We start from the raw sequence: 12,071 nt of genomic DNA, 5'->3' as shown, positions 1-12,071 counted from the left end.
CCTGCGAAACCTTGCTGGGACCGTCCGGTCGGCGTCGGCGTCGGCGTCGGCATCGGTGTCGATGCCGATGTCCGCATCCGCGCCTCCGCGTCTCCGCCTCCACGCCTCCGAGTCGGCGTCGGCCTCAGCGTCACACCGTGGTCCGCCGGGGCCGCTCGCACGCCGCCCGCACCAGCGCCGCGCTGTCCACGGGCGACGCCCGGACGAAATACCGTCCGCCCTCGGCGAGTTCGCGCAGCCGCACCGTGTCCGCGACCAGCTTCCACTCGCCGTGCCGCTCCCCGAACCCGCTGGTCGTCGCGTCGTCCCGCGCGACGACCACGTCCACCGCCGAAGTGATGCCGTACCGCTCGGCGTTCTGCCGGACGGTGATGAGATGGCGGTTGGCGCTCAGCACGTCATGGCGGTACGCCGAGCCCACCACCTCGGCGCGCTCCGGCTTGAGCCCGTCGAGCTCGACATAGGCGCTCTCGGCGCGCAGCCGCGCGAGGAGGGTGCGGTTGTCGGCGTCGGCGACCGTCCGCATCTCGCGCCGCAGGCCGTCGATCTCTTCCAGCAGCAGCGCCCCGATGAAGACGCGCTCCGCCCGGCGGCCCTCGGCCTCCAGCAGCCGCGCCGTCTCCAGCGCCGCCGCCGCGCCCTCGCCGTGCCCCCACAGCAGTACGGGCGTGCCGACCCGCGCCACGATCTCCGCGTGCACCCGGCGGGCCACCTCCGCCACGTCGGCCAGCGGCTCCCCGTCGCCGGCCAGATCGTGTCCGGGCGGCTCCACCCCGTACACGGCGATGCCGTCACGCTCCAACTCCGCCGCCAGCGCACGGAAGTTGACGGCGTTTCCGCCCGCGTAGGGGAAGCAGACCAGGCTGTGGTGCGGGGCGTCGACGCGGGACAGCGGCTGGAGCAGACCGTCCGCCGGCGGCCCGTCGCCCTCGGGGTGCGTTCCGTCGAGCACCGCCGCGAGGGAGCTGAGCACGGGGTGGCCGACGAGCTGTTTGAGGGAGAGCTCCCGGTCCATCCGGACCACGAGCCGCACCCCGGCGAGCGAGGAGCCGCCCAGCTCGAAGAAGTCGTCGTCCCGGCCGATGCGCTCCAGCGGGGTGTTCAGCACCTCCGCCCAGAGCGTGGCCAGCCGCTGCTCGGTGGGGGTGCGCGGCGCGACGTAGGGCGCGCCGCCGTGGCCGAGCGTGCCGGCCAGCCGGGTCAGCGCCTTCTTGTCCACCTTGCCGTTCTCGGTCAGCGGCAGCCGCCGCAGCCGGTGGAAGTAGGTGGGCGCCATGTAGTCGGGCAGCGATCCGGCGAGGAAGTCCCGCAGCCGCTCGGCGTCCAGCTCCTCGCCGCCGGTGAAGAAGGCGACGAGGTTGCGGGGGCCGCCCGCCGCGCCCTCGATGACCACGGCGGCGTCGTGGACGTCCGCCATGGCCAGCAGCCGGTTCTCGATCTCCCCGATCTCGATGCGGAAGCCCCGGATCTTGACCTGCTCGTCGCGGCGCCCGAGGTACTCGACGCGCCCGTCCGGCAGCCGGCGCCCGAAGTCCCCGGTGCGGTACATCCGGGTGTTGGCCCGGAAGGGGTCGGGGACGAACGCCTGCCGGGTCCGCTCCTCGTCGTTGATGTAGCCGCGCCCCACGCAGACGCCGGAGAAGGCGATCTCGCCGGGCGAGCCGAGCGGCACCAGCGCCAGGTTCTCGTCCAGCACATAGGCGTTGACGTTGCGCAGCGCCCGGCCGACGGGGACGAAGTCGCCCTCCGGCGCGCGGTCCATGACCTCGTGCATGGTGTCGTCGGACACCTCGGTGGCCCCGTAGGAGTTGACCAGCCTGATGTGCGGGTAGGCCCGGAACCAGCGCCGTACCGGCTCCAGCCGCAGCGTCTCGCCGGTCACCGACAGCGCCCGCAGGCCGCCGAGCGGCCGCGGGTGCCGCTCCACGTGCGCGAGCAGCACCTCCAGGTAGGAGGGGACGACCTGGGCGACGGTGACCGCGCCGCGCACGATCTCGTCGAGGAAGCGGTCGACGTCGAGCAGCGTGTCGGTGTCCACGACGCGGGTGCTGCCGCCGACCAGCAGCGGCGCGGCGAACTGCCACAGCGAGATGTCGACGAACTGGGCGGCGGTCTGGGCGCTCACCTCGCCGCCGCCCGCCGTCATGCCCATGTCCTCGATCTTCATATGGAGGTGGTTGAGCAGTCCCGCGTGCTCGCAGAGCGCGCCCTTGGGAGCGCCGGTGGAGCCGGACGTGAAGTAGATGTACGCCGCCTGGCCGGGGGCGACGGCGATCCCCGGATTCCCGTCGTTCGCAGGCGGGCCCGCCTGCGCCGCCTGAGACGTGATCAGGATGCGCGGCGGCCGGTCGAGACCGGCCGCGGCCTCCCGTACGCGCGCCTCGGCCGACGGTTCGGCGAGCACCAACGCGCATTCGCTGCGGTCGAGTTGGGCCGCCGTCCGCTCCGCCGGGAAGTCCGGATGTACGGGCAGGTAGACGCCGCCCGCCTTGAAGACGCCCAGGGCCGCGGCGATCCAGTCGAGGCCGCGGCGCATGACCACGGCCACCACGTCCTCGGCCTGCGTTCCGGCGGCGAGCAGGGCGTGGGCGTACCGGTTGGCGCGGGCGTTGAGTTCGCCGTACGTCCACTGGTCCGTGCCGTGCGCCGCGGCGATCCGGTCGGGCCCGCCGCGGACCTGCTCCTCGAAGAGGTCCGAGAACGTCCCCTCCGGCGGCCCGGTCCGTGGTCCGGACAGGCCGTAGAGCTGGGTCTCCGTCTCGGCCGGGGAAAGCAGGCTCTGCCGGTGGTGCTGGGCGTCGGGGTCGGCGGCGAGGAAGCGGAGCGCGGTGAGGTGATAGCCCGTCAGCCGGGCCGCGTACTCCTCGTTCAGCGTGGCGCGGTCGAAGAGTACGCGCAGCGAGAGTCCGGCTCCGTCGGGGGCGAAGGCGACGCGCAGCAGCACGCCGTCGCCCAGAGCGTCATCGACGGCCTCTGCGGAGCAGGGCGCTTCGGGTCGTCGGTCTTCGAGGGCGGCGAGATCGCAGACGATCTCGGCCGCCCGCGCCGCTTCCCAAGACGCCGACTCCCCGGCCGCGCGCACCAGTTCGGCCCATGTGGAGTCGGCGACGGTGAGCCGCAGCGCCGTCGGAGCCGCGTCGGCGGTGCGTACCTGTCCGGTGTTCAGCTCGTGTTCCGCCGTCACGGTGGCCAGCACGCGGGCGTGCGCGGCGAGCAGCAGGGCGGTGAGGTCCGTGCCGAGCCGTATGGCGGCGCGGCGGAGGTCCGCAACCAGCTCCTCGGGGATCCGGCCGCGGTGTTCGCCGGTCCCCTGGCCGGGCTTGTGGCGCTCGGTCCACCGCGGGGCGCTGGTGGGCGCCCCCTGGCTCGCGTTCCCCGTCATCGCCCGCCGCCTCCTTCGTCCCATTCCGCGGCCCGCATCTCGATCCTGATCAGTCGTACGGCCGCCGTCGCGCGCCGCGCGGCCTCCTCGGCGTCCCGGCCTGCGGCCACGGCGCAGCCCAGGCGGTCGAGGAAGGAGTGGGTGATTCCCACCGTCCTGCCGGCGGCCGTGGCGGCGTGTGCCAGGACGACGCCGGGGCCCGCCGCCGCCTCGTCCAGCCCGCCGACGGCCGTGACCCGGCCGGCTCCGGGCGCCATGAGGAAGCGGACCGCGGCGTGCCCGGCCGCGGGGCCGGGCGCCGGGAGCGGACCGCCGCAGGCGCGGGCGATGACCGCGTCCACGAGGTCCCTGCCGGTGGCCGCCTTGACCGCGGCGGGGATCATGCCGCCGGCGAGCCGCGGGTTGACCTCGATGACCACGGGGCCCGCCGCGGACCAGCGCAGTTCGGTGTGGGCCGCGCCCCAGCCGAGGCCGAGGGCGGCGAGCGCTCGTACGGCGGTGTCGGCGAGCGCGGCCCGCATGTCCTCGGGGGCGGTCGCGGGCACGTCGTGGCCCGTCTCCACGAAGTAGGGCTCAGGCCCGAGGTGCTTGCCGACGACGGTCACCACATCCGTGTCGAAGGTCTCCACGGAGAACTCCGGGCCGTCGACGGCCGCTTCGACGAGCAGCCGGCGGGGTACGGGGGTGCCGCGTTCGTCGGCCGCGCGGGACAGCAGCCGGTCCGCCCACTGCCGCGTCTCGTCCTCGTCGCGGCAGAGCTTCACGCCGACCGAGCCGGAGCCGCTGACGGGTTTGAGCACCACCGGGCAGCCGATCTCCCGCGCCGCGGCGACGGCTTCGGCGACCTCGCCGACGGAACGGTACGCGGGCGAGGGCACGCCGGCCGCCGCGAGCAGGTCGCGCTGGGCGTCCTTGCGGCGGCAGCGGGCCACGGCGTCGCCGTCGGCCGCGGGGAGCCCCAGTTTCGCGGCGGCGCGGGCGGCGGACGCCACGAAGTACTCGGAGCTGGAGGCGATCCCGGCGAGCCCGGCCCCGGCCGCGAGGTGCTCGCACGCCTCCCGGACGGCGTCGAAGTCCCCGGTGTCGAGCACAACGGTCTCGATGCCGTCCTCCGCCGCGTACGGATAGCGGCCGGGGTCGCGGGCGAGCAGCACCGGGCGCATGCCGCGGGCCGCGGCCGCCGCGCAGAACTGCCGCCCGGTTCCCGTGGTGTTGCTCTCCAGGAAGGCGAACCACTGCCGTCCGTCGCCGGTGTCACTCATCGCGTGCCTTTCCGGTCCGCCCCGCCGGGTCCGCCCCGGCCACGAGCGCCTCGACCGCTGTGTGGAGTCCGTGCCGGGCGGCGTCGACGCGCTCCCGGTGCCCGCGCAGCCAGCCGCCGTGTTCCGCCAGGCGTTCGCGGGCGGTGGCGAAGGCGGTGGCGAACATGCCCGGACCGCCGCCGCGGTCGTGTTCGGCGACCACGTCGCCGAGCGGCGGCAGTGACGCCCGCTCGGCGCCGGGGGTGCCCGGCGGCAGGCGCAGCGCGGTGGCGCCGGTCTCGACGGCCTCGCGCACGGCGGCGCCGACGACGTGGTGGGCGGTTCGGAACGGCACTCCCTCCCGCACCAGGCGGTTGGCGAGGATCGTCGCCGTCACGAAGCCCTCGTCTGCGCGCTGGGCCATCCGGTCCGGCGCGGGGCGGGCGCCGCTCACGAGCACCTGGGCCAGGAGCACGGACTCGGTGACGGTGTGCAGGGCGCCCCAGGCGGGGGCGACGGCCTCGGTGCCGACCTCGATGGAGTTGGTGAAGGGGGTGGACTTCATGGTGGCGGCGGCGGCCGTCCAGGCGCCGAGCGCCACGCCTGCCTTGGCCTTGACGTGCTCCAGCAGGAACGCGTTGCGCTTCTGCGGCATGGCCGAGCTGCCGCCGACGAGTCGTTCGGGGAATTCGACGAACGCGAACTCCTGGGTGCTCCACAGCTGGAGGTCGGTGGCGAGGCGGCTGAGCGTCATGCCGACGCCGCTGATGACGGCCAGCGCCCGCAGCACGCCGTCCCGGCTGGCGACGGCGTCTACGGCGTGCAGCGGCGGCCCGTCGAAGCCCAGGAGGGCGGCGGTGCGGGCCGGGTCGATGGGCAGGTCCGTACCGGCGACGGCGCCCGCGCCCAGCGGGCAGCGGCCGAGTCCGGCCAGGGTGTGGCGCAGGGCGTCGATGTCCCGGTCGAGGGCGACGGCGATGCCGGCCAGGTAGTAGCCGTAGGTGATGGGCATGGCGGGCTGGAAGTGCGTGTAGACCGGCATGACGGTGTGCCGGTACGCCCTGGCGCGGGAGAGTAGTACGCCCTGGAGGCGCAGCACCTGGCCGAGCAGCTCGGTCAGTTCCGTGCGCAGCCGCATCGCGGTGATGGTGGCCTTGATGTCGTTGCGGGAGCGGCCGGTGTGCAGCTTGCCGCCGATGTCCGCGCCGAGGGCCGCCACCAGGTGGCTCTCGTACATCAGGTAGAGGCCGCGGGGGGCGGGTTCGTCGAGCAGTTCGGCGAAGCCGGTGGCGCGCAGTTCGCTGACGCGGCCGAGGAGGGCCGCGGCGGCCGGGGCGGGCAGCAGGCCCCGTTCGGTCAGCATGACGACGTGGGCCAGGTCGATGGTGGTGGTGAAGTCGAGTTCGCGGCGGATCTCGGCGGGTCCGGGGTCGCCGTAGACCACGTGCTGGGTGCGGGCGCCGAGGGTGGCGGTGAGCCGGCCCGTACCGCTCATGAGAGCGCCTCGGCGTCGCGCGGGGCGGCGGCGGCCATGGCGACCGCGCCGGGTATGCGCCCGTACGGGCTGCGCCGCCAGGCGAGGCGGCTCCAGCGGTCCTCGGCCTGGTCGATGCGGGTGAGTTCGACGGGTTCGGCGGGTATCGCGGCGTCGGCGTGGCCGTTCTCGGCGAGCCAGGCATCGTCGTAGACGGTGGCCTGGTAGCGGTAGCCCTCGTCAGGGAGCATCACCACGCACAGCGAGTCGGGGTTGCGGCGGGCCCACCAGTCGGCGGCGAGGTAGGCGGCGCCGCTGGTCGGCCCCTGGAAGAGGGCGTGCTTGGCGTGCAGGCGGCGGGTGGCGGCGTACGCCTCGGCGGCGGTGCACCAGTGGACGTCGTCGAAGACGGTGTGGTCGAGGTTGGCGGGCCAGAGGCTGTTGCCGAGGCCGCGCAGGGCGCGGGGGCCGTCGGGCTGGCCGAAGAGGACGCTGCGGTGGGTGTCGACGCCGATGGCGCGGGTGTGCGGGGTCTGTTCGCGCAGGGTGCGGACGGTGCCGCACATCGAGCCGCCGGAGCCGACGGGGCCCACGACGCAGTCGATCCGCCCGAGCGTCTGGGTGAGCTGCTCGGCGACGACGGCGTACGAGCGGGGGTTGTCGGGGTTGGTGTACTGCTCGGGGCAGAAGGTGCTGGGCCGCTCGGCGCGGATCTCGGCGAGTCTGCGCAGCCGGGCCTCCTGGAAGCCGCCGGTGGGCGCGGGCTCCGGGCAGATCTCGACCTGGGCGCCGAGGTCCTCCAGGCGGCGGAAGAGGTTGGCGTCGATGGCGGGGTCGCTGACGAGGATCAGGTCCCGTTCCATGAGGGCCGCCTGCATGGCCAGGGCGAGGCCGAAGGTGCCGGACGTCGTCTCCGTGATCACGGTGTCCCGGTCCAGGTCGCCGCGTTCCATGGCGCGGCGCAGGATATAGCGGGCCGGCAGCAGCTTCATCAGCGTGAAGACGGCCCCGTAGAGATTCGGGCCGAGACGCACGAGCCGCGGCATCATCTGCGCCTCGGTGATCTCCTGGAACATGGGCATGGTTGCCCCCATGAAAGCTCCCTGCGAATTCGGGGCGAACAGAAACAACGAGGGTGCCGACCCACGCGGAAGAAATCGGTTGCGGACGTTCCGGCCTACGGCCCGGACTTTGTCCCGTCGATTCCGTCACCGAATGGCCCCGTCACCGGATGACCGGAAATTCAGCCCACCATCCCCCGTCAGGACTGCGCAGCCAAGGACCGCTCCGGTGCGCGGATTCGGCGGTCGATGCCGACAATGCCGATGAGCACCAAAGCGGTTCGACGCTACCCACTAGATCAAGAACAGTCAAAGGCCGCCCGAGGCTCCTTGAACGGTCGCGGCCGATTCCGCCGCCGGGGGCGGGGCAGCGTAAAAGGCATTGCCGCGGCGCGCCTTCCTACCGGAATCCGGGCGGGTTCGCAAGGGCGGCGCCGGACACGGCGAAGGGCCGGGGCGGATGATTCCGCATTCCCGGCCCATTTCCGGCCCCGCACTGCTGTCGCACCGTCGCTGCCGCCCCGCCCGGCCCCGCCCTGCCCAGACAACCGGATTCCCGGAATCCGGAATTCAGGTCGTCGGGCGGACGTCGAGACGTTCAGTCGATCCGGCAGAGTCGTTCAGTCGTTCAGTCGCTCGGGCAGAGTCGTTCAGTCGCTCAGCGCTCGGGCAGAGTCGCTTGGATCGAGTCGCCCCGCCGCTCAGTCGGAATGCGCGACGGTCTCCGCGGCGGGGTCGGGCGTCCGCTCGGCCGCGGGTCCGGCGAGCCGCGGGCCGTCCGGCACGAGCCCGCCGACCGCACCGCCGTGGCGCGCGCGGAGGCGGCGCGCCGACTCGATGGCCCCGACGAGCAGGAGGGCGAGGGCGAACGCCAGCAGCAGCCCCTTCACCGGGTCGTCGCCGAAGCTCGCCCCGCCGACGAACCCGATGGCCGTACTGCTGACCGCCCACAGGCCGGCACCCATCGCGTCCAGCGCGACGAAGCGGCGCAGCGGAAATCCCAGACTGCCCGTGGACAGCCCGGAGGCCACCCGTCCGCCCGGCAGGAAGCGCGCCGCCACGACCAGCGTCGTGGCGTGCCGGGCGACCATGGAGCGGCCCCACTCGTAGCGCTCCCGGCCCTTCTCGCCGCGCAGCAGCCGGGCGACCGCTCGCGGCCCGAGCCACCGGCCCATGCCGTGGCTGAGGCAGTCCCCGGCGAGCGCGCCCGCCGCGGCGACCGCGGCGAGCAGCGCGAGCTGCGGCAGGTCCGAGCCGAGCAGGACGGCCACCATGACCACCGTCGTCTCGCTCGGCATGAACGGCAGCAGCGCGTCCAGGCCGGCCACCAGGAAGACGATCGCCCACAGCCAGGGCGAGTCGAGAGTGGACTGCAACAGCCCGACCAGCCGGTCGAACACCTCAAACATGGGCGGGCGACTCCGCGCCGCACACGGCGGACCAAGTACGGGCGGCCAGTTCGCGCCGGTCCGTGCCCGGGGCGAGTTGGGGATGCGCGGTGACCCGCACGCTGAGCCCGCCCGCGCCGGCCACCCTGCGCAGCGACGTGCCGAAGCCCTCGTCGCCGAGGAAGGCGGCGACCGTGCTGGGCGCGCCGTGCTGGCGGTAGTCGATGGTGATCGGCCGTACGGGCGCGCCCGCGTCGATCGCCGCCTGGAAGGTGGCGCGCCGGAACCGGCCGCCGGACGTCGTACACCAGGTGGTGGCCTGCGGGAAGACCACCACGGACCGGCCGGAGCGCAGCGTTCCGGTCAGCTCCGCGACGGCGCCGGGCAGCGCGCGCAGCCCCTCGCGGTCGATGAACCGGGTGCCGATCCGCCGGGCCAGCGTGCCGATCAGCGGCCAGCCGCCCACTTCCCGCTTGGCCAGCAGCGTCGCCGGTTCGACGGCGAGCACGGCGACGATGTCGAGCCAGGAGACGTGGTTGGCGACGATCAGCGTGCCGACCCCGTTCGGCCCGCTGACGCTCAGCGGGCCGGGCGCCGCCTCCAGCCGTACGTCGAGCGCCGTGAGCACGCTCCGCGCCTGGGTGCGCAGCGTCTCGAACTCGGCGAGCCGCTCGCCCTCGGCGGCGCTGCGGGCCAGCGCCCAGCTCAGAGTCGCGTAGCGGCGGACGGCCTCCGCCAGCGGCACGCGTGGGGCGGCGTGCGTGGCGCAGCCGGGGGTGCACCCCGCGTCCACGGCCCAGGGGTTCATCGGGTCTCCCCCAGGAAATAGCGGCGGTAGCGGTCGTTGAGCTGGTCCATGTCGAGCAGGACGAAGAAGTCGGCGACGTCGAACTCGGGGTCGTGGGCGGGCGCGCCGCACATCCAGGCGCCGAGCCGCAGATAGCCGCGGAGCAGCGGCGGCAGGTCGGCGTAGCTGGGGCGGACGGCCTCCAGGTCGGCGGGCATCCAGGGGCGGTGCGGGTGTACGCGCAGCTCGGGGGGCGAGGGGTGCTTGGCGGTGCCGAGCAGCCAGGCGCTGGAGGCGGCCTGTCCTCCGTCGGCGAGCGGCACGGAGGCGCAGCCGGCGAGGTAGCGGTGGCCGGAGAGCAGGACGTAGCGGGCGAGCGCGGACCACATGAGGTTGATGACGGCGCCGCTGCGGTGGTCCGCGTGGACGCAGGAGCGGCCCGCCTCGACGATGGAGGACCGCAGCCCGTCCAGCGCCCGGAGGTCGAACTCGCTGTCCGAGTAGGAGTGTTCGGCGCGGCCGGGCGGGAGCAGCCGGTAGGTGCCCACCACCTCGTCCGTGGTCGTGTCGGTGACGATGAGGTGGTCGGCGAGGTCGTCGTAGGCGTCCATGTCGTGGCCGGCGAGGGGCGTGTGGAGGGTGGCGCCCATCTCCTCGCCGAAGACCTGGTGGCGCAGCCGCTGGGCGGCGCGTATCTGCTGCGTGGTGTCCGCGATGGAGGTGACGTACGAGGTGGTTGCCGCTGACGCGGTGGATGTCGGGAGCATGAGTGTGCTGGTCTCCATTCGATGGGCATTCGGTACCGGCGGCGAGCGTCCGCTGCCCTGCTTCGCGGTCCTCCGTGGACGTCGGCCCCGTGTGGGGGCGTCGGCCTCTGCTGCGGGAAGTCGGCCCCCGCGCGGGGGCGTTGATCCCTTGTGGAACGACCGTAGGAGCGGTACGCCGGATGGCGCACTGCACAAACGGCAGCGGGCACCCCTGACCTTCGTCAGGTGGCCGTCGGCTCAGCCGGTGCGCAGCTCCAACGTGCAGCACTTGACGCTGCCGCCGGCCTTGAGGAGTTCGGTCAGGTCCAGGCCGATCGGTTCGTAGCCGCGCTCCCGCAGTTCGGCGGCGAGGCGGGTGGCGGCTTCGGGCAGCAGCACATGGCGGCCGTCGCTGAAGGCGTTGAGGCCGAAGACGGCGGCGTCGTCGTCGGTGGCGAGCAGGGCGTCGGGGAACATCTCGCGCAGGGCCGCCCGGCTGCCCGGGGAGAAGGCGGCGGGGTAGTACATGACCTCGTCGTCGCCGAGCACGGCGAGGGCGGTGTCGAGGTGGTAGTAGCGGGGGTCGACGAGGGTCAGGCCGGTGACGGGCAGGCCGAAGAACTCCTGGGCCTCGGCGTGGGACCGGGGGTCGGTCCGGAAGCCGGCGCCGGCCAGGAGCCGGCGGCCGGCGAGGAGATAGTCGCCCTCCCCCTCGTTGATGTGCTCGGGCCAGTGCGCCCGGCCGAAGCCGTTCTCCCGGAGCCAGGAGAGGTAGACGGGGCCCTCCGCGGTGCGTTCCATGTGCCGGAAGCGGGCGCCGAGGACGCGGCCGTCGATGACGGTGGCGCCGTTCGCGGCGAAGACCATGTCGGGCAGGCCGCGGACCGGCTCGATGACGTCGACGGTGTGGCCGAGTTCGCGGTAGAGGTCGCGCAGCCGCTCCCACTGGGCGAGCGCGAGGCCGCCGTCGACGGGCTTCTCGGGCTCCATCCACGGGTTGATGGAGTAGGTGACGTCGAAGTGGCTCGGGGCGCACATCAGCAGGCGGCGCCGGATCGCGGTGCGGGTGGCCGGAGCGGGGGCGGCGGGCGTGGTGCGGCGGGTGTCGGGCATGGCGATTCCCTTTTGGTTTCTCTTGTGGAGTATCGGCGCGCTCGGTGTGCGCCGCGTGAATCCCGTGTGAATCGGGGCGGGCGGACCGGCCGCGGACTGTGGTCCGTCGGCCGGAATTCGGTTCCCGGCGGCCCTGTCCGGGTGAAAGCCGGTCGGTATCATTTCCCTTCAACGGGAGGAAGGAGCGACAGTGCGTGATGCCGTCGCCAATGCCGTGACTGCGGAGGGGATCGACCCTCAGGAGTTCCGGTCAGTCATGGGACATTTCTGTTCCGGCATAACCGTCGTGACGGCCATCGGCCCGGACGGCCCGGTGGGGTTCACCTGCCAGTCGTTCAGCTCGTTGTCGCTGCGGCCGCCGCGGGTGCTGCTCTGCCCGAGCCGGTCCTCGACGACCTGGCCGGTCATCGGCGCCGCGGGGCGCTTCTGCGTGAACGTGCTCGCGGCCGGCCAGGAGGGGCTGAGCAATGGTTTCGCCCGGTCGGGCGGCGACAAGTTCGACGGCGTGGAGTGGGCTCTCTCCCCCAATGGAATGCCGTTGCTCTCCGGCGTCGCGGCGTGGGTGGACTGCGAACTCCAGGCCGAATACGACGGCGGGGACCATCTCGTCGTCACGGCGGATGTCCGTGGACTGGGCGCGGGCGACGCGGCCGGTCCCTTGCTCTACCACCGGGGGAAGTACGCGCGGATTACTCCCCCGCTCGCGGTCTGAGCGTTTATCGCTTTCGCGGATTCCCACTCGATCTCGATGAGGAAACTCTCGCGGTACGGCGCGGGGCCCGCTCCCGGCGGGCTCCGCGCGCCCGGCCTCGTACAGGCCGCCGTCCTCGCCCACGAGGCGAGCCAGGTGGACGAGGACGACTGAGCGGCCCCTCGGAG

The 12,071-nt window shown here is 73.6% G+C and carries 9 protein-coding genes; 1 reads left to right on the top strand and 8 read right to left on the bottom strand.

Annotation, left to right across the window (positions count from 1 at the left end):
- Window positions 1-130: 130 nt before the first annotated feature.
- The 8 genes from AB0I49_RS30565 to ddaH all read right to left on the bottom strand — a co-directional run bounded on the left by AB0I49_RS30565 (window position 131) and on the right by ddaH (window position 11,192).
- Window positions 131-3,382: an amino acid adenylation domain-containing protein gene (locus AB0I49_RS30565; RefSeq protein ID WP_363230368.1), complete on the bottom strand. Its 3,252-nt coding sequence runs from the start codon at window positions 3,380-3,382 to the stop codon at window positions 131-133.
- Entirely contained in the window at window positions 3,379-4,644 is a 1,266-nt protein-coding gene (locus tag AB0I49_RS30560) for an ATP-grasp domain-containing protein (protein ID WP_363230367.1), read from the bottom strand. Before AB0I49_RS30560 ends, AB0I49_RS30565 begins: the two co-directional genes overlap by 4 nt.
- Window positions 4,637-6,118 carry an argininosuccinate lyase gene (gene argH / locus AB0I49_RS30555; RefSeq protein ID WP_363230366.1) on the bottom strand — a complete coding sequence of 494 codons (1,482 nt, stop codon included), beginning with the start codon at window positions 6,116-6,118 and terminating at the stop codon, window positions 4,637-4,639. Before argH ends, AB0I49_RS30560 begins: the two co-directional genes overlap by 8 nt.
- A complete protein-coding gene (locus tag AB0I49_RS30550) occupies window positions 6,115-7,191 on the bottom strand; it encodes a cysteine synthase family protein (protein WP_363230365.1) in 1,077 nt (358 codons plus the stop codon). Before AB0I49_RS30550 ends, argH begins: the two co-directional genes overlap by 4 nt.
- A 668-nt stretch (window positions 7,192-7,859) precedes the next feature.
- Window positions 7,860-8,567 (bottom strand): VTT domain-containing protein, encoded by a 708-nt coding sequence (locus AB0I49_RS30545; protein ID WP_363230364.1) that lies wholly within the window; start codon window positions 8,565-8,567, stop codon window positions 7,860-7,862.
- Complete coding sequence (locus AB0I49_RS30540; RefSeq protein WP_363230363.1) at window positions 8,560-9,354, bottom strand: lysophospholipid acyltransferase family protein; 795 nt, start codon at window positions 9,352-9,354, stop codon at window positions 8,560-8,562. Before AB0I49_RS30540 ends, AB0I49_RS30545 begins: the two co-directional genes overlap by 8 nt.
- The gene (locus AB0I49_RS30535; protein ID WP_363230362.1) at window positions 9,351-10,100 is read right to left on the bottom strand and encodes a GNAT family N-acyltransferase; all 750 of its coding nucleotides are present in this window, start codon (window positions 10,098-10,100) and stop codon (window positions 9,351-9,353) included. Before AB0I49_RS30535 ends, AB0I49_RS30540 begins: the two co-directional genes overlap by 4 nt.
- A 237-nt stretch (window positions 10,101-10,337) precedes the next feature.
- Window positions 10,338-11,192: a dimethylargininase gene (gene ddaH, locus AB0I49_RS30530; RefSeq protein ID WP_363230361.1), complete on the bottom strand. Its 855-nt coding sequence runs from the start codon at window positions 11,190-11,192 to the stop codon at window positions 10,338-10,340.
- A 256-nt stretch (window positions 11,193-11,448) separates the two neighbouring features.
- On the opposite strand from ddaH, the gene AB0I49_RS30525 reads away from it, so the two are divergent.
- Window positions 11,449-11,904 (top strand): flavin reductase family protein, encoded by a 456-nt coding sequence (locus AB0I49_RS30525; RefSeq protein ID WP_363230360.1) that lies wholly within the window; start codon window positions 11,449-11,451, stop codon window positions 11,902-11,904.
- Window positions 11,905-12,071: the final 167 nt, after the last annotated feature.

The sequence above is a fragment of the Streptomyces sp. NPDC050617 genome, from assembly GCF_040654795.1.
GTDB lineage: Bacteria > Actinomycetota > Actinomycetes > Streptomycetales > Streptomycetaceae > Streptomyces.
The sequence above is the reverse complement of the archived record's forward strand: the minus strand, read 5'-3'. Positions and strand labels throughout refer to the sequence as shown.

Excerpts from the sequence above, each read along its gene's own strand:
- AB0I49_RS30565 (WP_363230368.1), bottom strand. The coding sequence starts at position 3,382 with ATGACGGGGAACGCGAGCCAGGGGGCGCCCACCAGCGCCCCGCGGTGG.
- AB0I49_RS30560 (WP_363230367.1), bottom strand. The coding sequence starts at position 4,644 with ATGAGTGACACCGGCGACGGACGGCAGTGGTTCGCCTTCCTGGAGAGC.
- argH (WP_363230366.1), bottom strand. The coding sequence starts at position 6,118 with ATGAGCGGTACGGGCCGGCTCACCGCCACCCTCGGCGCCCGCACCCAG.
- AB0I49_RS30550 (WP_363230365.1), bottom strand. The coding sequence starts at position 7,191 with ATGGGGGCAACCATGCCCATGTTCCAGGAGATCACCGAGGCGCAGATG.
- AB0I49_RS30545 (WP_363230364.1), bottom strand. The coding sequence starts at position 8,567 with ATGTTTGAGGTGTTCGACCGGCTGGTCGGGCTGTTGCAGTCCACTCTC.
- AB0I49_RS30540 (WP_363230363.1), bottom strand. The coding sequence starts at position 9,354 with ATGAACCCCTGGGCCGTGGACGCGGGGTGCACCCCCGGCTGCGCCACG.
- AB0I49_RS30535 (WP_363230362.1), bottom strand. The coding sequence starts at position 10,100 with ATGCTCCCGACATCCACCGCGTCAGCGGCAACCACCTCGTACGTCACC.
- ddaH (WP_363230361.1), bottom strand. The coding sequence starts at position 11,192 with ATGCCCGACACCCGCCGCACCACGCCCGCCGCCCCCGCTCCGGCCACC.
- AB0I49_RS30525 (WP_363230360.1), top strand. The coding sequence starts at position 11,449 with ATGGGACATTTCTGTTCCGGCATAACCGTCGTGACGGCCATCGGCCCG.